The following is a 22,389-nucleotide window of genomic DNA, read 5'->3' as shown; positions in this document are numbered from 1 at the left end:
GGTTTTTTTATATTTAAAATCGTTAATTAACGAGAGTTTGATTGCCGTTTCTGGAGATAGTCACCTAGTAGCTTAATGATAAGGTTGGTGCAAAAGATCAGGATGGATAGTACAAATACCTCATTAAATTTGGCGAAATGCTGCAGCTCTTTTATTTTGCTGGCAACCACCGAGGTTTGGGCAGTTACTAGAAAGATAATTCCACTAATGGTCACCATCGCATTGATAAAATAGTAGCTGACCATCTCTATCACCGTGGATGCAGAGTTCGGCAGAATGACCCGGCGAATCGTCTGCAGCCAGCTGTCACCTAATAATTCAGCAGTGGTTTCCCACGATGGATTCATTTTCGCCAGAGAGTTCTTTGCCATCAAATAAGGAGTTGTAAAGTAATGAACAAGGGTGCAGAGCACAAGAATTGTAAAGGTTCCTTTGAGACTGCTGTTGTTGAACAGAAGTAAATACGACAGACCAAGGACCATACCCGGTACCGTGTTCGTCACCATCGACAGGATGTCGAAAGTCGCTCTCCCTTTTATAGGCGTTCGTACATTGATGATAGCCGCAGCATACGCTACGATCGTACCTACGATTGCCGTCAATCCTGCCACCAGCAAGGAGTTTTTATATACATTGATTAAATCGCTTGATTGGAAAACATCTACAAAATGCTTGAACGTAAACGTTAGATCATAAGGATAGCTATTCACCAGCGGTGCAACGAACATGACAGCAAACACCGCCAGCAGTCCGATTAGAATCACGGATGAAATCAGTCCAAGAACCGAATCTCTGCCTTTATCCCGGATCATCTCGATTTCAGTCACCTTGTCATAATGGAAATTGAACTTTTCAAGATAAGTTAACAGCACCACCCCAAACGCCGCCGGTATTAACATCAGTACAGCAATCACAGCACCATTGTTGAAATCCGGTATCGCCCCAAGCATGACTTGATATAGCTGTGTAGCAACTACGTTATAAGTCCCGCCCACCGATGCAGGGATCCCGAAATCTGTGAAGCTCAGGATAAAAGAAAGAACAAACGCCCCTCCCAAAGTGCCCCACAAAGGCCTAACAATGGTGTTCATGAAGCTGCGCACCGTCCCGTCACCCATAAGCTTGGAGACGACGATGAACTTTTTATCAATGTACTTGAACGAATTATGAATCAGCAGGAAAGCCGAAGGTAAGGTATAAATTACGTAGCCTATCAACAGACCATTAAATCCATAAATCTCAAATAAATTCCGCCCGAAGATTTTAGTAATCAGTCCCTGGTTGCCAAAAGAGTACATTATCGCAAACCCATATGTAATCGTAGGCAGCAGCATGGGGATCAGGATTCCAGTTATAATGATGCTTTTTAAAGGGCGATAGATTCTTGTACAGTGGATAGTATAGGCAAGGATAAAAGCTAGAACAGTAGTGATGAGTGCCGTCGCACCGGAGACCTTCATACTATTTCCGATGGACTCTCGAATCTCTTGATCTGCCAGAATGGTGAGATAATTGGATACCGAATAACCTTGGTCCGTTTCAAACGAGCGGATGAATAAAACTGCCAGTGGCAAGATCAGAAAAACGCTAAATAACAGTACGATTGGGATAAATATGATCCGCATTTCCGGTTTAGCTTTAGGCATAATGTTCACCGAACAGGTTATAGATATTTTCCCGTTTCACTTGCAGCTGCCCCAGAATAAATTCTTTTACAAAATCATTGCTAGGTTGTTGAATGATCTCTTGAGGCGTTCCGAACTGGGCAATATGACCTTGATTAATGATGAGAATTTTATCCGACAGGGTTAACGCCTCTTCAGGGTCGTGGGTGACGATAATCGTTGTAAGCTTATATTCTCTGGCGATGGATTTAATCCGGGCTTTAATAGATTCCTTGATGATTCCATCCAGTGCGCTTAGAGGTTCATCAAGCAGTAATAATTTGGGCTTCATTACGAGCGTTCTTGCCAAAGCCACCCTTTGCTTCTGCCCACCGGATAGAGCGCCGATCTTCTTTGTTAAATGCGGCTTTAATTCCAGAAACTCGATATACTCCTGAACCTCATGCTCCGACGTTAATCCCTTTTTATTTTTCAGACCATAAACGATATTCTCGTAAGCATTTAAGTTAGGGAACAACGCATAATCCTGGAACACTATATTAAATCCGCGTTTCTTCATGGGTACATTACTTAAATCTTGATCATTAAAAATGATTTGCCCCTGCTCCATCTTAGCCAATCCCAAGATGATGTTTAGCAAGGTGGTTTTTCCACTCCCGCTGGGGCCGAGTAAGGAGACAATTTCCCCTGCTTGGATGTCTAGACTAATATCCTCTAGAACAACCTTGTTATCGTAATGCTTGCTTATGTTTTGTAATTTAAGCAAAGGTTCCACCTCCTCAAGTACAACCTCAGTATAAAAAGGTTTTGTTTTTGAGGATAAACAGTTACGTAAAATGTATGTAAACTTTAAATAAATTGTGACTATATTATAAGTATATCATGACTAAGTTGCAAAGGAGTTGTTGCTACCCTATCCTAATCCCTTTATACTTCAACTATCGAAAGCGATATAAACTTTGAATGGGTGATAACATGTTTCCACTGGAAAGGCAAAAGAAAATCATAGAAATCTTAATGTTGAAAAAGGTTCAGAAGCTGCCGGAGCTAGCAGAAGAGCTTAATATTTCTATCGATACCCTTCGCAGAGATATCAACCTGCTGGACAAGCAAGGGAAGATCAAGAAGATTTATGGTGGAATTAAACTGGTGGAATCGGAGTTTGCTGAATCTCCAATGGATGCGCGGATGGTCGGTCACTTAGAGGAAAAGAAAATGATCGCGCAAAAGTGCAGCGAATATATCAACGATGGGGATTGCATCTATCTGGACAGCGGCTCTACCACCTATCAGATCGCCAAATATATCAAGAATAAAAAGAATCTCACGGTCATTACGAACTCCATTCCTGTGGTTAACGAGCTGATGAACAGTGCGGTTGAGCTTATTATCATCGGCGGAAAGGTCCGGCTAAATGAGCAATCTGTCATTGCATATGATTATCTATTTAATTTCAGTGAGTTAAATATCCTTAAAGCTTTTATTTGCGCAAGCGGCATTACCCTTGAAAAAGGCATCTCCGACTATAACCTGGAGGAAGCCCAAACGCGCAAAAAAATTATCGATCTCTCCAAAGAGGTTTATGTTGCCGCAGACCATACTAAATTCGGAAAAGATGTGACCATAGGCATCGCCTCACTCGATAAAATCGGGTACATTATTACCGACCGTAATATAGATCGAAGCTTCCTGCAGAAGTTTAAACCCAAACGTACGAGCTTGATTGTTGCGGAATAAAGACTTTCATCATTCATCTAAAAACACAAAAAAGCCTCTCCTTGGATTTGAAATGGTGGTGGTAACTCCATTTTACCTAGGGGATTTTTGTGTTTTTAGAATCATAGACACTTACCTGATGCCATGATCGATAATTAGGGAATATCTCCCTAAAATCAAAAAAATTCTGCGCTTCAGACTACTAATTAGGGAAAATCTCCCTATAATTCAGGTGATTCGTTGGTAAATGTAGATATTCGCCTAATTATCAGGGAGGAATTCCCTAATTCCATTGATTTTATGCAAATATCAGCTTTTTTCAGGGAGTTTTTCCCTAATTACTCTCCCAGACATCATTGTTCTGAACATCCCCGAGCTTAACATCATAGACATCATTTCAGGAATCTCTTAAACTAAAAAATCAGAAGTACACTATTACATTATGGAGTGAGAATATGGCTTTGAATCAAATGTCAGAGTTACACCAGCGCAACAAATTAATTATTTTCTTATTTTGGGGCTGTTTGCTGTTAGGCTCGCTTTCGCTGTACAGATTTCCACAAACAATAATGGCAATCATGACAGCGGCGGTACCTCTAGGCTTGTTGTGTACGGTGCTCATTTGGAAACGTGTGGCTACACCCTATATTATGTACATAACAGCTATTGGCTTTAATATCATTACATACTTCTATATCGATGCAGGAACTAGTATTATAAGCACATTTATTCTATATTGGGGACTAGGCATCGTATCCCTCTATCACAACTATCGTCCGCTACTCCTTAATGGAGTAATTTCTTGGATCTTACTCAACTATTTCCTGATGACGAAACCAATTTACGCTTCAGTAGATGTATTAAGAATTAATACACTTCTCATCGTCATGATATTGGTTCTGATCTATCAGAGTCAGATCGGTACGAAAATGTTCAAAAACATGTCTAAAAGCAGCAGCGAAGCTGAACGAGCTAGAGCAGAAATGGAGACCATTCTAAAAGGTGTTACTGAATCCGTAGGAGTTCTGAGTCAATCTAGTAATCTAATGAATAACAACGTATTGACTACAGATCGAATTTCCAAAGAAGTCGTGACTGCCTTTCAAGAGATTGCCAGCGGAGTGGAATCACAAGCACAGAGTGTCAGCGATATCTCAAATGCCATGCAGCAATTAAACGAATCGGCTACGCAGGCAAATACGGCATCCATCTCAATGAGCACAAGAAGCCGTAATACCGATCAAATCACGCAAGAGGGGCAAGCGCAAATCGTTCGCTTAACTGGAAATATGTCAGAGGTCACGGATATCGTAAAGAGTACTGCTTACTTGCTGACACAAATGAATGAAGAGAATCAGAAGATTGAATCGATTGTTTCCAGTATCGTGGGGATCGCTGAGCAGACGAATCTTTTGTCGCTAAATGCTTCTATTGAAGCCGCACACGCAGGAGAACATGGCAAAGGATTCGCAGTGGTGTCCAATGAAATCCGTAAATTAGCACAGAGCTCCCACAATGCCTCCGCAGACATTACTCAAATTCTCAGAAGCATTCAAAGTCATATTGCTCAGGTTGGCGATATGGTATCTAACGGGTTGCTAGTTGTAGAGTCCGGAAGAAATTCCGCAGATGATATTGCTCGATTGTTCGAGCGTATTCGGAATAATACACAACAGGTGCTTGAACAAGCAGAAGATTTGAAGAATAGGAATGATCACATTAAACACGCTTCCACCCTTGTACTGGGCGAAGTTAATTCAGTGGCTGCGATTACCGAAGAAAATACAGCAGCAATTGAGCAGGTTCTTGCGAGCGCTGAGGTTCAGCAACAACATGTTTCTGAAACAGTAGTCAGCATCCGCAATCTAAATGAATTAGCTACTAAGCTAAATAATTTAACGAGATCTTCATAGATACAGCTGTTTGTTTCAATACCATTCAGTCAAAAGAAAAAGCCATCTACTCCTCACGAAGTAGATGGCTTTATTTGTTCATTTAGTTCACATTAGCTAAGGCTTCCCGCCTCAACACGCGGCGGACGCATGGTCAGGCTGACCCTGCCCTTCTTCAGGTCAACACCCATCACCCAGACGGTGACATTGTCTCCTACGGAGACAACGTCCATCGGGTGCTTCACAAAGCTGCCGCTGAGCTGGGAAATATGCACCAGCCCATCGTTCTTGATGCCGATATCGACGAATGCGCCGAAATCGATCACGTTGCGGACGGTTCCCTGCATTTCCATGCCGGGAACCAGATCCTCGATCTTCAGCACGTCGGTGCGGAAGATCGGCAACGGCAGCTCCTCGCGCGGATCGCGGCCCGGACGCTGCAAGCTCTCCAGGATGTCGCGAAGCGTTGGCACGCCGACATCCAGCTTCACAGCCAGCTCCTCGGCATTTTGTGCCTCCAGCTGCGAAGCCACTTCTTTGCTGCCAAGCTTGTTAACATCTAGGCTTAGTTCACGGAACAACCGATCCACCACCGGATAAGACTCGGGGTGAATAGGCGTGCGATCCAAGGTGTTGTCTCCACCAGGAATCCGCAGAAAGCCGATGCATTGCTCATAAGATTTCGCACCCAGACGAGGGACCTTTTGCAGCTGCTTCCGGGTTGTGAACTTGCCGTTCTCTTCACGGTACTTAACGATATTTTTAGCAATCGTTCCATTAACGCCTGCTACGTACGAGAGCAAGGCTGGAGATGCCGTATTCACATCCACGCCCACATGGTTAACCGCCGATTCTACGACAGCCTTAAGACTCTCTTCCAGATGCTTCTGGGAGACATCATGCTGATACTGTCCCACACCGATAGCTTTCGGATCGATCTTCACCAGCTCTGCCAGCGGGTCCTGCACACGACGGGCGATTGAAGCCGCACTGCGCTCTGCCACATCCAGATCCGGGAATTCCTCCTGTGCCAGCTTGGAAGCCGAATAGACACTCGCTCCCGCTTCATTTACGATGAGATAAGCCAGCTCTGGATCGCCAATTTCGGCGATCACTTCTGCCGTAAATTGTTCTGTTTCACGAGAGCCTGTCCCATTCCCGATCACGATAAGCTGAATGCCGTATTTAGCGATTAGTTCTTTAAACTTAGCTGCAGCTTCAATTTTCTTGTTATTCGGCGGTGTCGGATAGGTTACAGCTACTTCAAGTAACTTACCCGTATCGTCTACGACGGCCAACTTACAGCCGGTACGGTAGGCAGGGTCAACACCCAACACACAGCGTCCCTTAACGGGCGGCTGCAGCAGCAAGCTGCGTAGATTCCCGGAGAAGATCGAAATCGCTTGGTTCTCACCCCGTTCGGTCATCTCTCCACGAACCTCACGCTCTACGGAAGGAGCAATCAGACGTTTGTAAGCATCCTCGGTCACTGCTTCCAGATGATCCTTCACCGGGGATGGCCCTTTAATGATTTTCCGCGCAATATAAGCATGAATTTTATCAGTAACAACCTCTATGCCTACCTTCAGAATATTCTCCCGTTCACCGCGGTTAATAGCGAGTATACGGTGAGGTGGCATTTTGTGTACAGGTTCACGGTAGCTATAGTAGTTCTCGTATACGGATTCCTGCTCTGCATCCTTAGCTTCAGACACAAGGATGCCCTGACTTGCCGTATATTGCCGCACCCAAGAGCGGATCGCAGGATCGTCAGCAATATTCTCGGCAATGATATCTAGCGCGCCTTGAAGTGCTTGATCTTCGGTCTCTACTCCTTTTTCAACATCTATATATTTCGCAGCCTCGGTTTGTGGGTCCCCGTGTCTCTGCTGCTCCATAATCCAGTTTGCAAGCGGCTCTAAGCCTTTTTCCTTCGCAACACTAGCACGAGTCTTACGCTTCTGCCGGAAAGGACGATACAAGTCCTCCACTTCCTGAAGCTTGACTGCGTTGGTGATTTGTTCATGAAGCTCCTTGGTCAGCTTGCCCTGCTCTTCAATATTGCGGATCACGTCTTTCTTACGTTCGCCCAAATTGCGAAGATAAGCCAGGCGTTCTTCAATATCACGCAGCGCATTTTCGTCCAGCTCACCCGTCATTTCCTTCCGATATCTGGCGATGAACGGAATCGTATTCCCCTCATCCAGCAGTCCAACCGTTGTACGCACCTGCTTCAGGCTAATGTTTAATTCCTTGGCGATCGCTACAGTAATCAGTTCCTGCTCCCGCTGCGCGGCCGCCTCATCCGTAATGACTCCCGTATTGCTGTTATCTACCGTCATTAGTATCCCTCTTCCCGTACACAATCTGCTTATACAATTCTTGTTCTCATACTTAAAATAGTATCACAGATCGGCTCTGTACCAAAGTCCAGCCTAGCGAGGGGGCAGATTGGGTGGTTTAAGCGCGTTGTCCCATTCCTCTTTTGCCGGAACTAAGTGACAACATAAAGCATAATGCTAGAACAAACGCCGCTGCCACATATGGGAAGTTAATGCTTAGATCAAAAAGATATCCTGCAACGATAGGCCCTGCGATATTACCAAGACTCGTATAAGCAGAGTTCATCCCTGCTACGAAGCCTTGCTGCGATTCCCCCGCCATTTTGGATAGCTGAGTACCTACCGCTGGTCGAAGAATGTCCATAGCCAAGAATACAATAAAGGTAATCACACAAATCGCCAAAAATCCACTTACAAACAGCGTCAGTAGAATGAACATTGCAGCAGTTATAAGACAAGTGGAGATTACCTTATTCTCTCCGAATTTATTCAGAATCCAGCCAAACGCAGATACCTGCACTACAGCACCGGCGATCGAGCCAAAGGTAATCACGAATGCAATATCTTTAGGGGTAAAGCCAAATTTATGGTCCACGAACAATCCGAACACCGTTTCATAATTAGCCAATCCAAAAGCCATGACAAATACAATAATTAATCCGAAAAAATACGGTTCACGATAAGAACGCATCAATTGCGTGAAGAAGCTCTCTTGATTATTTTTCGATACCTTCGCTTCCATCCGTTTCTCTGCAGACAGAGACTCAGGCAAGATCAAAACTGTAATTAGAGCTGCAACCCCAGCCGCACCCGCTGCACAGAAAAAAGGCACCCGCATTCCGAGCTCAGCAAGATAGCCGCCAATTCCTGGACCGATAATAAATCCGGTAGTAATAGCTGCATTAATTAGCCCCATGCCTTTAGCTCTTTCTTCAAAAGAAGTCGTGTCCGCAACATAGGCCATAACTGCCGGCATAATTAATGCAGCACCTACACCACCGAGCAATCTGGAAACGAACAAAAGCCAGGATACATTTGCCAGACCAAAGAGCAGCTCTGAAAAAGCAAACACGATCAGACCCGCAACGATCACTTTTTTTCTGCCAATTCTGTCGGATAACCTGCCCGCGAATGGTGATACTAATAATTGGGCAAGTGAGAATGAAGCCACTAACAACCCCACGGTACTTCCGGTGATCCCAAGTTCATTCATGTAAGTAGGCATTATAGGAACCACAAGCCCGATTCCTGTAAAAGCAAGAAAAATATTAAGCATAACAAGAAGCATTGCGCCTCTGTTTCTAAGTAGTAACGACATTGTGTTAACCTCCGTGGTTTCTAAAGCCAATTCTTCGAGTAGTAGTTTTTCTGTAGAGACCGACCATCCGGTCTAAATTATAACTAAAAAAATAGTCCTTCCATTTCCGGTGCCCTCGAGAAGCTTCAACCTTCATAATTCCTGAATGTAAAGCTTCTTTCATGCCCCCATATATCTTATCCCGTATATATCCCTTGCAATAACAATCGTACTGATTCCCGGTAATATTTTTTGATATCTTCCGGAGTCTTTTCAGGAACAGAACATTCAGCAGCTCTTCCGATCCCTTCGAGCATACCATTTACAATAATCACATAATCCTCTAAGTCACCCTTAATAAAATCCCCCGTGTCCATGCCTTCCTTCAGAAGATCGCGACACGCATGCGAGGCAGCCTCATATAAAAGAGCAAGCCGCTTAGTGATATCCTCCGGATGAGCTCTGCCTCTTGAGAATTCCTCAAGCGCCCGAATCAACGGATTCTGGAAATCATTTGCATAGTGCTCGGCTAACGCATATAAACGCTCCTGAACACCTACAATTTCCTTCTTCTTATCTTCCCACGCCTGTAGCCACTGCACCGTATCCTCTTCTACTACATATAGAAAAAGTTCATCCTTGCTCGGAAAATGATGATATAAGCTGCCCTTGCTGACATTCGAGGCTGCGCAAACTTCATTCATGGTTACAGCTGCATACCCCTTCTGAACAAACAGCTGTGTGGCTTTAAGTACAATTCGTTTTTTTGTTTCTTCTCCATCTGAACGTCCTTTGATTCTAAGCACCTCCTAAACCGACCGTACGGTCTAATATTATCAGAACACTTCAAAAAAGTGAACCCCTAATCCTTCTTTACCATCAGTACGCAAAAATGCACATCAAAAGACGCCCGGATTCTTACCCGAGCGCCTATCTCATGGATTATCTATAACCCTAGGTGATTAAAAATCAATCAGTCCAAGGCTGATTTGCAGCGAATCATCCACCTTCTTCATCGTTTCATCATCAAGGTGGGTGATCTTGTCAGTTAAGCGTTGTTTGTCAATCGTCCTAACCTGCTCCAGCAGTATAACAGAATCCCTGTCAAAGCCATGAGCCGCTGCGTCAATTTCCACATGCGTAGGTAATTTAGCCTTCTGGATTTGGGCTGTGATTGCAGCCACAATTACCGTCGGGCTAAAGCGATTGCCAATATCATTCTGGATAACCAGTACTGGCCTTACTCCGCCTTGCTCAGAACCTACAACCGGCGAAAGATCAGCAAAAAAAACATCGCCACGTTTAACGATCAATGTCTACACCCCGCTTACTAAGCGGCCAAGAGTGCTGTCTGCATCTTCCTCCGCGAGGAACGCCTCGCATGCCATGGTCAAGTTGATCTTAGCCATTTCCATGTAGCCGCGCTGCATGGACTCCCGGATAGAACGTTTCCTCCGTTCGCTCAAATACAGCTTCATGGCCTGCCTAATCAATTCACTCCGGTTGGAATTCTCCAATTGAACAATTCCGTCCACTTCCTGTAAGAGATGATCGGGCAAGCTGATCATGATTCTTTTGGTGTTCTGCAAATTGGCCACCTTCTCTTCCACCCCCACAAACCTTCTGCCCTTGTGTTCCAGTGTTGCAATATACAAGGAATTTTATACAAGGAATATATGCCGCCAGTATATCAAGTATGCTGCATCCCATTATAAACTAGAAATGGCGGTTCGTATAGGCTTTTAGTCATATCTCCTAATACGATACAATTCCTTCTATTTTCTCCCTTGAATAACATCACTGTCAAGAACTTTAAGATTGTAGCAGAGCATTTACTAACTTAGGAAGTGTGCCTTCACGGATATAAACGCGGGGCACCCGATGAGCCAGCATGCAAATTACCTCGTAGTGAATTGTTCCAAGATGGAGAGCCAACTCGTCTGCCGTGACCATCACGTCAGCTTGACGCCCGATGAGTACAACTTCTTCGCCTGCTTTAATTTGTTCCGCTTCTTCAGCGAAAGATTTGAGTGATACCATACACTGATCCATGCAGATTGTTCCGACGACAGGAACGCGGCGTCCACGTATTAACACCTCCGCTTTGCCAGTTAGCATGCGGGAATATCCATCTGCGTACCCCACAGGTAGCGTTGCGATAATCTCCTCGCTGTCTGTGAAGTACCGAGTGCCGTAGCTGACGCCCCAATGAGGAGGCAGGCTCTTCACATATACAACCTGCGTCTTCAGCGTCATTACCGGATGTAGATCTAACCGTTGACGGTTTACCTCAGTTGAGGGATAAAATCCGTACAGGCTGATGCCTACCCGCACCATGTTGCTGGATAAATAAGGTGAATCAATGGCCGTAGCGCTATTGCCCGTATGTATGATCGGGATCTGAATGTTCTGCTCCCGCAGCGTTTCCGCCACGCTCATGAACCGTCGATGCTGTTCCAGTGTATAGCTTTTGTCTAGTTCGTCTGCCTTGGCAAAATGGGTAAACATACCCTCCAGCTCCGCCTGCGCAACAGACTGCACTTCAGAGATAAATGCAGGTGCGTCAGCTGGTAAAAGCCCCAGTCTCCCCATCCCGCTATCAATCTTGATATGCACCTTCAGCCGATGATCCGGATCTATAGGAAGCTGTCTGATAGCCTCTAATACTTCCGGAGTGAACAGTGTTACAGTTACATGGTTCTCCCAGGCAACGGCTATCCCTTCTGGAGAAGTGTAGCCAAGCACCAGTATAGGAATCAGTATTCCCGCCTGACGCAGCTCCAATGCTTCATCCAAAAAAGCCACACTAACATAATCTGCTCCGAGTCTTTCCAGTTCCCGTGTTACTTCCACTGCTCCATGGCCGTACGCATTTCCTTTGACGCATCCCATAAACTTTGTCTCTGCCGGCAAGTAGCGGCGAAAGGCTTCGTAATTGGCACGCAATTCATCCAGATTAATTTCGGCTACTGTCGGTCGATAGCTTGCTTGCACTTCAAAGTCACCTTCTTACGTTGTAGTAAAACGTCATAGCTGCATAACATCAATCATTGTCTTAGTACTCATGGTAATGCTATGGAAGGTGGCTGTCAATGTGACCTCAGTTATCTTTTGCCTTCAGATCAAAGAGGCTGGAGTGCTGGCAAATATAGAAAGGCGGATACTACGTTGTAGAGGAAAGAATCCCACAAAACGCAGTATCCGCCTACTTTATATTATTTACCCGATTGTGCCTCCATAGAAGCGGCAATTTGCATCATTTCGTTAACAGGAAGATTAGCACTTGTAATTCTGTACTCTATACCCTCAGACATCCATGTCAACGTCTGCTGCTCATCACCACTAAGAAGTCCTGCGGTAAAACCAAGATCTATCAGTGTTCCAGGGGCCAACGCTACTGCACGGTCCAATGGACGGGCTTCCATGATGGTGTATTGATAAACCCCATCATACCGGATGAGAACGGCATGATCTTTGTTCCCTTCCATTTTATGAGAGTCCTTCAACTCAACGCCTGCCGGAACATATCCCGGTTCGATGATCCCAAAGTCACCAAGCTCAGCAGCGACTGGTTGCCCCTCTTGCTCCTGACCTTCCGGAACTACTACTGGATTTCCATTTTCGTCAACCTCAGCTACTGTGCTTTCTGAAGCAGCACCTGTGGTCATATTCTTTTGCATATCAAAAGAATCCTTTGTGAGATCTGTATCGAATTTAAAGGTGTCAAACTTCACATCCACAACTACCTTAGCTTCAGAATCAGAGACTTGAACCTGTTTAGGCTCATAAGTCTTTTTATCCAACCAAATCTTCTGCCGCACAAGAGCATTGCTTTGATAATTCGCAGCTACCTCAAACACATAGTTATCTCCATCTTCCACAAATTGACGATTGTTATCAGAGACGATGCCCCGAACTAGCGTCTGATACAAGTAAACCTGACCTTGATTGTCCGGCCAATCACTCTGGAAGCGGAAGCTCTTATTCATACTTGGTGTGAGTACGAATACTCCTTCATCATTACGAAGCACGATCTGCGTAATATCCTTTTGAACATTTGCCAAGCTGATCCGATAATAAGAAGGGTTCTTGTACCATACCTCTACCTTATACTCCTGCGGCTGCTCGCCGGTGAATAGGGTCATAATGCCTGAAGCTTGGTACGTTCCCTGCTTACTTTCCAACTTGTCAGCCACATTGTTCAAATCCTTGACCACGGAAGCGGCATCCTTCTTCCCGCACCCCGTCATCACCAGGGCCACGCTCATAATGATCGCGAGTACCCATATTGTCCGGCGCATGACATCATCCCCTTAACCTGTTTTGAATGCATTGATTAGTACATGTCTATGAGGGACTTGGCCGCAATATGCAGACGGGCATGACAAGCATGGGACTTAGATTTATTTTTTAGGAATATACAAACAAAAAAAGCCCACGCAAAGCGCTGGCTTTATGTTTTATACAGAAATGCAATAACATTATGTAAGTCTTATCTATTGAATAGAGCGAAAATTATAGGATCAATTTCTTGTTTCAACTCTCGTTATCGTTATGTACGGCTTTATTGTACTCATTAATTAATTCATCCAACCTCATGGACTGTCTGATCACATTGGGATGTAACAACCCTCCGTGTTGCCTTTCCATTAAATAAAGTTTGGCTCTAGCACCCTCTATTCTTTTTTGGATAATTTCTGGCTTATTCATTAACACAACCTCCTCAAAGTAATATATTAGAGGCATATGTCAAATTCCAAATTTTACAATAGAGTGCAGTACTATAAAGATTTAGGATCAAGAAATATTAGATACAAAGCCATTTTTCTTTTCGTTGATTCGCTGCACCTTACTAATTAGGTTTTGATATTCTTTTTGCGTTTCGATGGATGCTATGTGTCGTAGCTGTTCGAACATCCCAACACATTTTATAATACATGATTCGCTATTTATCTTAACTGAACATTCCAAACTTATCATTATATACTTTATACTAATCTCATATTCATTTCTTTTTATGTAGTAAGAAGCGATCTCAGCCATCAAGTTGGTATATCTATCTTCGAGGATTTGTTGATTATAGGATCTATTTTCTAGGCGATGATCTCTACAATCTGATTTTTTTTGTTTAAACCGCAGAAGAATATCATCCACATTAAATTGATAGTAATTAGCTGCTTGAAGGATTTTGAACAGACCTGAAAGAATTTCTTCCTCTCTTTGTTCAATGTATGCCACATATTCCGGCAGCACCGTTACATCCCCTTTTAAAATTCGCAGCAAGTAAATATTAGCCCGCGCCCACTCCATGCATTGATTAATATGCTGCAAAGCTTCTTCCGTGTCTTCACGAATCCAGCTCATATCCATATATAGGTTAACATAATGTAATGCTCTATCATAATTGCCAAGCTCTCTATAAACTACTGAACGTAACATGTAAGAGTATTGAATATACGAGAATAGTGGTATTTCGGGTTCCTTTTGAAGCTTGCTTTTTCTGGCACGTTCGTATTTGGAATGATATTGAATCGTTGCTTTATTCCCCATTTCCTTAGCTATTGCCTTTACCTTGTCCCAATGTCGCAAAGCGCTATATGTATTCGCCAAATCCTTCAGCGCATCGAGCTGGTCCACCTCATCAAGCCGGTTAACAAATCCTTCAAATTGCACCGCTGCTCGCAAATTAGCATCCTGATCCTCACCCAAAGCGATTGTGAACAGTCTGTATTGGCAAAGAGCCAAACGCTCTGAATGCTGATACTTCTCACTCTCAGCTACACTCTGATATAACATCGCTGCTGCTTCATATTTCCCTTGCGCAAAAAAATCTTCCGCAGTATCAAATAACGAGAGCGTATAAGATAAGCTGTCCATCATGATCCCAACTACCCGTGCAATACAATCCAGCTTATCCAGCTCTGCACAGCGATATAGAAATGGCCGAAGGCGTCTCCAATTCGGATTGGAATGTACAAAACACTCATCCACATATAAATCATAGTAGATGCCTTCTTCTAATCCCATACCTTCTGTAATTCGATCTAATTGTTGCATGGCTATTGGACGATTCCCATTGATGATATTACTGATCGTGCCTGAATTCACCTTAGACACCTCTGAGAACTGATTGATCGTAGTCCCATGCTTCTTGAGATAGTCCGCCAGTTCTGCACGAATGGTCATCCGCTTCATGATCAAAGCCACCTTTCGCCCAACATAATACAGATATAAATTATTAGTATTTTAATAAATATATGTCTAATTATTCCAGTGGTCAAATACTTTTTTCCTATCGCTCTTCAATATACAATTATTCGGTGAGTAATGTATAGACTATAGATTAGTAAAAAGCAAAAACCATCAGAACGCAAGGTGTAATAGACCTTTTCCGATGGTTTTTCCTATGATAATTCTATCTATTGTTATTCAATACATGCATATAAATTCAACTATGAGCTGGGTTTAATCATCAAATCCAGCTTTTTAATGTAAGGGTCTAGCGCTTCCATTAACTTCTCTTGGTTTTGTATTTCCTCATTTGAAAGCCGTTCCATATGAACACTACCATCTGAATCAAATACCTTGGCATCATAGCTTTGTAACTCAATTATTAATCGTTTAGTTTCCTCAAACTCCTTATTCGTAAGCCTCTGTTCAGCTTTTTCAAGCAAGCTATTCCAGAAAGTATCACGATCAACGGAATTCACTGATTTCTTTGATGTTTTGGCTTCATTCATTTGTTCAAAATAAGGTTCAAGCTCCATCTGTAATTTCTTGTAAGCCTTCTGCTCCTGCGCACTTAATTGTTCTAGGTGAAAGACGCCTTCAGCATCTGCCATTTGCAGATTATAAGCTCCCAATTCTTTCAGTAAGGACATCAGCTTTGTGAATTCCTCTTCGTTAAAGGTTTGCTTCGCGTTCTGCAGCTTGGCTTCAAGCCTATCATATTGTTGCTGGGTTACTCCAATCGTAGCAGCGGTTGTCTGTGAGCCATATAGGGTGTCCGTCAAATAATTATATCCGGCATAAGCTCCAGTAGGAATTAATAATGCTGCCGCTAAAATACTTGCTACAAGCCATTTTTTCATTCGTCTTCCCCCTTGTTTGGGTGCAGTCCTATTTAGTATTTGCTCCTTCAGTTCCGGTGGGGCTGTACAATTTCTAGCCTCTTCCTGCAGAGCTGTCCGTAGCTCTTCATTGAAATTCATCCAGATCCACCACCTTTCCCTTAAAAAGAATATGGTTCGCTGGCTTCTGGCGAAGCTTGTGCAGTGCAGCATGAATACGAGATTTCACGGTTCCGAGAGGAATACCTAGTATCAAGGCACTTTCTTCCTGGGAAAATTCGTTTAAATAATGCAGAATGATCACCTGTTTCAGCTTAAATGGAAGACACTCTACACTTGCTAGCAGGGCTTGGTTGGATAATCTGTCCACAACATCATTCGTAAATTCGTGTTCCATGATCAAATCAGCATGTTCTGCCTTTTTCAGGATTCGAAGATGCGTCCACCTCTTCCTCCGATAGGCATAAATTTGTCGCATGACCAATCCCATAAGCCAGGGTCTAAAGGGGCGATCCATGTCGAAGCGTTCAAGAGACCGGTGCATCTGCAAATAAATTTCTTGAACAATATCATCCACATCAGATGGTTCACGAACGAGGAAATGAACGGTCTGATATACATCCCGGATCGTTGCATCATATAACTCACTGAACGCTTCACGACTGCCGGCTTGCGCAAGCGTAATGAGCTTAGAATTTTCATTTGGATGTTTCATCCCTTTCAACCCCCTCCTTCGGTCTTACACTATATATTGGTAAATAAAAGAGATATCGTTCGATTTATTTTGAGCGTCAACTCGACTCCTCAACTTGACAAGCTTATTATAGCTTCTATATATTTTAGGAACTAAAGTAAATTGGAGCGTGGCTATGAGCACAGAGCAAGATAAACAATACGCTATCCATAAGGTTATGGAATCTATGGCAAATGTGCAGCAGAAATCCCAGTTCTTCATTGATATGATCACCAAGCAGGAGACCCTGACTCACAATCAGATCCTGCTGCTGTTCCAGCTCAGGCTTATAGGAAGCTTGAACATTACTGACATCTCCGAACGATTTATTATTACACCGGGAGCCGCTTCCTCGATGTGTGATAAGCTGGAAGATGCCGGTCTTATCGAACGTGTGCGGACGAAGGAAGATCGCAGAGTCGTCAACATAGTCCTTACAGAACAAGGACATCAGCGGATTCTCCATATCTTTGAAGCCTTTCCTACCTCGGAGTTGGATAAAATCTCAGGAACCTTAGAACAAATCAATGAGTTAATGGATAAAATGATGAACTAATGTTTATATAACTGCCTGTCAGGAAACTGACGGCAGTTTTTTTTGCTTATAACTCCGAAATGTTATATTGACTATATATTATAATAACTATATATTTTAATCATTAAAATATAATTCGAAAGGCGGCCCCCTATAAAATGTCCCATGCTAATGATACTTTTGAACGTAATGAAATGATCGGTCCACCGCTGAAAGTGAGAGGTTCATTAATCCTCCAAGAGGATATTCGTGCGGATACTGTCGATGTTGTTGGACATTTAAGTGCTCAGAAGAATGTAACTACCGTGAAGCTAAAAGTATCTGGTGATTGTTCGATTGGAGGTCATTGCAGGGCCGAGCAGGTTATAAATCTGGGAGGACTCCGTGTTCAACAACTCCAAGCCAATAGACTGCAATCGTCAGGATACTTCTCCGCAGCACAAAATGTTGCAGTCGAAACCTTTTATGCCGAAGGTGCTGTGAAGATCCATAGATTAACTGCCGGATCATCGATTGAGCTACGTTTAGGAAACAGAAGCACAATTGAGGCTATGAAATCTAGCGGAACCATTACTATTAAGCCCTCTTTGAAACTAATGAATGCGCTGATTCCCTACCTCCGGAAGCTTACTTGCCAAACGATTGAAGGAACTAGCATCATGTTATACCGAACAACAGCCGATCTCGTCTGCGGGGAAGATATCATCATCGGGCCGGGTTGTTCTATCGGGGAGATCCGCTATAGCAAAAGTCTAACAGTAGACCCAAAATCACAAGTTGATCGGACCGAGTTCTTAAATAATTAGCAAACGTAACAAGCTTGTCTCTGCTTTGTTTACAGAAAGTGACCTACTACGCGCTGATTTAATCTATACTTAAGAGGACTGGACTTAATCCTCGGAGGTAATTATGAATAAATTCATCGTAATCGGAGCTAGCACGCTCTTTTTAGCCGGATGTGGAACATCGGCATCTATAGATATGAATACATCAATAGCAATTAACCAAACACAAAAAACTGAAGCACCACTGAAGCTAATCGTTGATGGAGAAACCGTTCTTCCATCTCTCCCACCTTTTTTCTCAGGTGATAAGGTCTATGTACCTGCAAAAGTACTCATGGAGTACTATTCTTCTGAACAACGATGGGATAGTGCTACGAAAACCTTAACCATCTCTGACGGAAGCAGTAAATATGTACTGAAGCCGGGCAATGAATATATGCAAGGTGACGGATATCAAAATACGCTGGGGGGACCTGCGATTCTACGAAACGGCAATTTATATATTCCTGCTGACGCATTAAGCAGCCTCTCCGGAGCAGAAGTGCAACTGAATGCCTCGCAAACTGAAATATCAATTACATCTGGAGATGTTAGTACTACCGTAAGAACCCCCAGCGAACCTCTCGCTATTGCTACAGAAAATGACCAAGTTAAGCTGTATACTGCCCTTAAAAATGGCGATACCTACGAGGGATTTGTTGTAGAGGTGAACGGTAATAAACATACGTTTAATTGGGAAGCACCAAGATTGCTAGGTTACACTCCTGAGATTCATTATGCCGATATAGATCAGGATGGGCAGGAAGAGGTTGTTGTCATACTGTGGCTCGGTACAGGAACGGGCATGTCTATGCAAGAGCTTCACGTGATTAAGCCTAACCAGTGGAAAGAAATGAATATACCTTCCGCAGATGAAGCGGTCTCCGCATTGGTTACTTCAAAAATTTCCAATGAAAAAGGCGATGCCCTCATACAAATTCAGGTTAAAGGTTCAACTCCATCTATGGTTACTATGCGGTATCCAGATCGTGGAGAGGATGACAATCTTGGCGAAGAAGCAGGTATTGGTGCTGTTACTTACTACATGGTAGAAGAAGGCAGGCTGAAGGCTGAAACCAATGTTTATATTGGATTTCTGGAGAGTATTGGCACACTAACCTTCGACTACAAATCGGGAAATGCTGGAATGGAACCTGAATCCATTCGCTTTGAGCCTCATGAGGAGTATGCCTCTTATGTAGTGGGTAAGCAGCTATGATTGATGCCCATATCCATTTAGAGCAATATGAGCCTGAGGTTTCAGAACAAATGTTAAGTGAGTTGCCTACCTTAGGGATCGAAGCCTTGATTGCTGTCTCTATGAATTTAGACTCTTGCTTCCGTACCCAAAAGCTTGCCGCTACCTATCCCGGAGTGGTACACCCCGCTTATGGCTTTCATCCGGAGCAACCACTACCGCAGGAAACTGAGTTATCTAATCTACTGGAATGGATTGAGCGTCAAGATCGGGAGGATTTCATCGCTGTGGGTGAAATCGGACTGCCTTATTATTCGCGTGCTGAGGCACTGGAGCGCGGCGAAGCCTTTGATATGGAGCCTTATATTCTGCTTCTTGATCAGTTACTCGGGCTTGCAGCCCGTATAGATAAACCTGTGGTCTTGCACGCTATTTATGAGGATGCGCTGATTGCCTGCGATCTACTAGAGAAGCATGGTATAAAGCGTGCCCACTTCCACTGGTTTAAGGGACCCGAAGAAGCCATTGTCCGCATGATCAACAACGGCTGCTATATCTCTTTCACCCCTGATATCCTATACGAGCCGGAGATTCAGGAGCTTGCCCGCCGCTACCCTCCTCAGCTTGTCATGGCGGAAACCGATGGCCCTTGGCCGTTTGAAGGACCCTTTGCGGAAAAAATCACTCATCCATCTATGATTCAAGACGTCGCCGCCGCTTGGGGAGCGCTCCATGGCTACACCCCAGGCCAAGCGGAAGAAGTACTGATTGCGAATACTAGGCGATTTTATAGCTTGTAGATAGACAAAAGGATGGCCCCTAGCTAACTGCTAATGCCAGGCCATCCTTTTGAATAATCACAGCTTTATCCCAATTTGGGAGTTCATAACCTCTCCACACCCATTAACGTTCCGCCAGCGAACTCCATTTTATAAATATCCGGCTTAGTGGTTTGAAGCAGAAAATTCAGATCATATTTGGCGTCAAAATAATTCATCATTAGTGTCATGACTGCACCGTGAGTGCCAACCGCAACCTTTTGACCACGGTGTTTATTCAGTATTTCTTGCAACACGCTAACGGATCGCTTCTGACACGTATGAATGGATTCCCCACCAACCGGAACAAAATCCGGATCAGCAAACATTGTTGTCAGTAATGGGTATAACTCCTGATCAGGCATGATTTTATTTCCGTCAGAAAAATGGATTTCTCGGAGGTCTTCAACACCCTGAATCTCTGCACCTACCTCCTGCGCCAATCCAGAAATTGTATGTATCGCCCGAAGATATGGACTTGAATAGAAAACTTGAATTCCTTCGGGACGTAACTTCTCCGTTATCTTGCGGGCATCCTCCTCCCCCTTCGCTGTTAATCCACGTGTTCTCTCAGATCCTCCGGGCAGCTTGGGTGATTCTCCATGCCTAACCATATAAATATAAGTAGACATTCATTCCCCTCCTCTATCTTTACAATTTCTCGTGTTCTATCTAAACTCCTCCATACAATAAAAAAAGCCCTCACGGGCAAGAATCAATCCTAACGAGCTAGATAAGTCTCTTAATTGCACTCTATACAACTATTAAGCGTAAAAAGAGCTCTGCTGAGCAAATAAGTGTAATTCGTACAACTAAAACCATCATTTCTACCCAAATGGAGAAAAAATCAAATTATAGCTGCACTAAATACAACTAAAGTTTGCTTTGAACGATGGAACAGCATTTAATTGCAGATTCTGCAACTAAATGCTAGGTAAGCTCGCTAGGTAATCTGTGCTTCTCAAGCTTTCTAGTCTGGCTAGTTAGCCTGACCTCCACTCACACTTCCGCAAGCTTTTTTCTGAATAAATCAGCAGCCTTAAGTTTCCATCACTTTAACCTTCACAGATTGCTCCGCTATGCTATCCGTCATTTCCTTCTCCTTAGGCCACAGCACGCGTCCGAATGCGATGCCCAGCACACCAATCAGAGCGATTACGATACCAAAGTTAAAAAAGATCCGGCTAGGCCCAGCGGCCTGAACCAGCATACCGCCGAGGAGTGGAGCTCCAATCATCACTCCGCTAAGAATCGTACTCTGAATACCGAACACACGCCCTGTCATATGCGGGGGAGTTTCTTTTTGCAAACAATAATTGAAGGTAATCATAAACATTCCGTTTCCGAGACCCAGTACGAATCCTAACAGCAATACAGGAAGGCTTGTGACGCCTGGCTGAAGCAGACCAAGCCCTCCGACCGATATACCAATAAGTGCATAACCTGTTCCTAACTTCCAGCCATAGCCTGTTCCCCGGTTCATTTTGTTCATGACCATGATCATGAATATAGCACCCACGCCAGTTGCCGCGACAAGCCAGCCCAGCATAGATTCCTCAGCAGGTGCAATAATTCTGAATAGACTTGTAAACTGGAAGTCGATCATTTGAATAGCTAACGCACCGATTAAACCAAACAGCATACTGTTTAGCAGCAGTCTGCTGCGCAGCATAAAGCCCCAGCCTTCCTTCCACATGGTACGAAGGGGAACCTGTTCCTCTTTATCGTCCTGATCTGAGCTGACTTGTCCTACCTCATTATTCTTAACGGTCAGTAAAAGCAGGTACGAGCAACCTCTGAGACAAGCATTGATTAATATACACCATTGTGGTGTTAGCACTGTCAATGCGAAACCTCCAAGTAACGGTCCAGCGATTTTGGAGCCTTGATTTACAATTCCATTCAGTGAAGTCGCCTGAAGAAGCTGATCCTCTCTAACCAAACTGCGAGTCATTGACTGCTGGGCAGGTACGTTTAAGGTAGAGATAGCAGCTCGCAGCATCAGTAATGGGAGCAACCACACCATGCTGGGAGCAAATAATACGAATACGGTTAACAATGCCGTAAGCAGATCACACATCCGCATCAGCTTCAGCTTGTTCAGTCGGTCAGCCACTACCCCTGCAAACGAACCCAGCAAAATCCCCGGCAAAGCTATGGAGACCGGAATCAAAGCCAGCATTAGCGGGCTGGCCTGCCAGCGGTACCCTACGAGTACCTGAATCGCTAAGGTATCAAACCAATCCCCAAAGGTCGCCGTCGCGAACGCGCTGTACACACGCATATACACCTTGTTCTTAAGCAGGCTCGTGCCTGCTTGTGTTGAAGCATTCATTAAA

The 22,389-nt window shown here is 44.0% G+C and carries 21 protein-coding genes; 6 read left to right on the top strand and 15 right to left on the bottom strand.

Annotation, left to right across the window (positions count from 1 at the left end; translation table 11 throughout):
* Window positions 1-26 precede the first annotated feature (26 nt).
* Together NST74_RS05635 and NST74_RS05630 are read right to left on the bottom strand one after the other, a co-directional pair.
* Window positions 27-1,646, bottom strand: coding sequence for an ABC transporter permease subunit (locus tag NST74_RS05635; protein ID WP_341110883.1), 1,620 nt, complete (start codon window positions 1,644-1,646; stop codon window positions 27-29).
* Entirely contained in the window at window positions 1,639-2,391 is a 753-nt protein-coding gene (locus NST74_RS05630; protein ID WP_042124736.1) for an ABC transporter ATP-binding protein, read from the bottom strand. Before NST74_RS05630 ends, NST74_RS05635 begins: the two co-directional genes overlap by 8 nt.
* 197 nt (window positions 2,392-2,588) lie before the next feature.
* On the opposite strand from NST74_RS05630, the gene NST74_RS05625 reads away from it, so the two are divergent.
* Together NST74_RS05625 and NST74_RS05620 are read left to right on the top strand one after the other, a co-directional pair.
* On the top strand, window positions 2,589-3,362 hold the full coding sequence (locus tag NST74_RS05625) for a DeoR/GlpR family DNA-binding transcription regulator (RefSeq protein ID WP_341110882.1): 774 nt from the start codon (window positions 2,589-2,591) through the stop codon (window positions 3,360-3,362).
* 434 nt (window positions 3,363-3,796) lie between these two features.
* Complete coding sequence (locus NST74_RS05620; RefSeq protein ID WP_341110881.1) at window positions 3,797-5,254, top strand: methyl-accepting chemotaxis protein; 1,458 nt, start codon at window positions 3,797-3,799, stop codon at window positions 5,252-5,254.
* Between the two features lie 92 nt (window positions 5,255-5,346).
* Here the strand turns inward: NST74_RS05620 and NST74_RS05615 are convergent, their stop codons facing one another.
* The 11 genes from NST74_RS05615 to NST74_RS05565 all read right to left on the bottom strand — a co-directional run bounded on the left by NST74_RS05615 (window position 5,347) and on the right by NST74_RS05565 (window position 16,657).
* Window positions 5,347-7,575, bottom strand: a complete 2,229-nt coding sequence (locus NST74_RS05615) for a Tex family protein (protein WP_341110879.1) — start codon at window positions 7,573-7,575, stop codon at window positions 5,347-5,349.
* Window positions 7,576-7,693: 118 nt separating this feature from the next.
* Window positions 7,694-8,893 carry an MFS transporter gene (locus tag NST74_RS05610; protein WP_042124729.1) on the bottom strand — a complete coding sequence of 400 codons (1,200 nt, stop codon included), beginning with the start codon at window positions 8,891-8,893 and terminating at the stop codon, window positions 7,694-7,696.
* A gap of 176 nt (window positions 8,894-9,069) precedes the next feature.
* Window positions 9,070-9,678 (bottom strand): TetR/AcrR family transcriptional regulator, encoded by a 609-nt coding sequence (locus NST74_RS05605; RefSeq protein WP_341110877.1) that lies wholly within the window; start codon window positions 9,676-9,678, stop codon window positions 9,070-9,072.
* 156 nt (window positions 9,679-9,834) lie between these two features.
* Window positions 9,835-10,185 (bottom strand): type II toxin-antitoxin system PemK/MazF family toxin, encoded by a 351-nt coding sequence (locus NST74_RS05600; RefSeq protein WP_042124727.1) that lies wholly within the window; start codon window positions 10,183-10,185, stop codon window positions 9,835-9,837.
* Window positions 10,186-10,188: 3 nt separating this feature from the next.
* Window positions 10,189-10,470, bottom strand: a complete 282-nt coding sequence (locus tag NST74_RS05595; protein WP_025698676.1) for a CopG family ribbon-helix-helix protein — start codon at window positions 10,468-10,470, stop codon at window positions 10,189-10,191.
* A 214-nt stretch (window positions 10,471-10,684) separates the two neighbouring features.
* Window positions 10,685-11,866, bottom strand: coding sequence for an alanine racemase (gene alr / locus NST74_RS05590; protein ID WP_341110875.1), 1,182 nt, complete (start codon window positions 11,864-11,866; stop codon window positions 10,685-10,687).
* Window positions 11,867-12,087: 221 nt separating this feature from the next.
* On the bottom strand, window positions 12,088-13,173 hold the full coding sequence (locus tag NST74_RS05585; protein WP_341110873.1) for a LolA family protein: 1,086 nt from the start codon (window positions 13,171-13,173) through the stop codon (window positions 12,088-12,090).
* A 235-nt stretch (window positions 13,174-13,408) separates the two neighbouring features.
* Window positions 13,409-13,582: an aspartyl-phosphate phosphatase Spo0E family protein gene (locus NST74_RS05580; protein WP_197069747.1), complete on the bottom strand. Its 174-nt coding sequence runs from the start codon at window positions 13,580-13,582 to the stop codon at window positions 13,409-13,411.
* A gap of 87 nt (window positions 13,583-13,669) precedes the next feature.
* Complete coding sequence (locus tag NST74_RS05575; RefSeq protein ID WP_445668127.1) at window positions 13,670-15,067, bottom strand: transcriptional regulator; 1,398 nt, start codon at window positions 15,065-15,067, stop codon at window positions 13,670-13,672.
* A gap of 257 nt (window positions 15,068-15,324) precedes the next feature.
* Window positions 15,325-16,083 carry a DUF3600 domain-containing protein gene (locus tag NST74_RS05570; protein WP_341110872.1) on the bottom strand — a complete coding sequence of 253 codons (759 nt, stop codon included), beginning with the start codon at window positions 16,081-16,083 and terminating at the stop codon, window positions 15,325-15,327.
* On the bottom strand, window positions 16,070-16,657 hold the full coding sequence (locus tag NST74_RS05565) for a sigma-70 family RNA polymerase sigma factor (RefSeq protein WP_341110871.1): 588 nt from the start codon (window positions 16,655-16,657) through the stop codon (window positions 16,070-16,072). The genes NST74_RS05570 and NST74_RS05565 overlap by 14 nt, the downstream gene beginning before the upstream one ends.
* 154 nt (window positions 16,658-16,811) lie before the next feature.
* Here NST74_RS05565 and NST74_RS05560 point away from each other — a divergent pair, with 154 nt between their 5' ends.
* From NST74_RS05560 to NST74_RS05545, 4 genes are all read left to right on the top strand, one after another.
* Window positions 16,812-17,231 (top strand): MarR family winged helix-turn-helix transcriptional regulator, encoded by a 420-nt coding sequence (locus NST74_RS05560; RefSeq protein WP_042124717.1) that lies wholly within the window; start codon window positions 16,812-16,814, stop codon window positions 17,229-17,231.
* Window positions 17,232-17,368: 137 nt separating this feature from the next.
* The gene (locus NST74_RS05555) at window positions 17,369-18,016 is read left to right on the top strand and encodes a hypothetical protein (RefSeq protein ID WP_341110870.1); all 648 of its coding nucleotides are present in this window, start codon (window positions 17,369-17,371) and stop codon (window positions 18,014-18,016) included.
* 103 nt (window positions 18,017-18,119) lie between these two features.
* A complete protein-coding gene (locus NST74_RS05550) occupies window positions 18,120-19,253 on the top strand; it encodes a copper amine oxidase N-terminal domain-containing protein (RefSeq protein WP_341110869.1) in 1,134 nt (377 codons plus the stop codon).
* Window positions 19,250-20,032, top strand: coding sequence for a TatD family hydrolase (locus NST74_RS05545; protein ID WP_341110868.1), 783 nt, complete (start codon window positions 19,250-19,252; stop codon window positions 20,030-20,032). Before NST74_RS05550 ends, NST74_RS05545 begins: the two co-directional genes overlap by 4 nt.
* An 83-nt stretch (window positions 20,033-20,115) precedes the next feature.
* Here NST74_RS05545 and NST74_RS05540 read toward each other — a convergent pair whose 3' ends face one another.
* Both NST74_RS05540 and NST74_RS05535 read right to left on the bottom strand, forming a co-directional pair.
* Window positions 20,116-20,682, bottom strand: a complete 567-nt coding sequence (locus NST74_RS05540) for a histidine phosphatase family protein (protein WP_341110867.1) — start codon at window positions 20,680-20,682, stop codon at window positions 20,116-20,118.
* 407 nt (window positions 20,683-21,089) lie between these two features.
* Complete coding sequence (locus tag NST74_RS05535) at window positions 21,090-22,385, bottom strand: MFS transporter (RefSeq protein WP_341110866.1); 1,296 nt, start codon at window positions 22,383-22,385, stop codon at window positions 21,090-21,092.
* Window positions 22,386-22,389 lie beyond the last annotated feature (4 nt).

The sequence above is a fragment of the Paenibacillus sp. FSL F4-0125 genome (assembly GCF_038008565.1).
In the GTDB taxonomy this organism is placed as follows: Bacteria; Bacillota; Bacilli; order Paenibacillales; family Paenibacillaceae; genus Paenibacillus_AQ.
The sequence above is the reverse complement of the archived record's forward strand: the minus strand, read 5'-3'. Positions and strand labels throughout refer to the sequence as shown.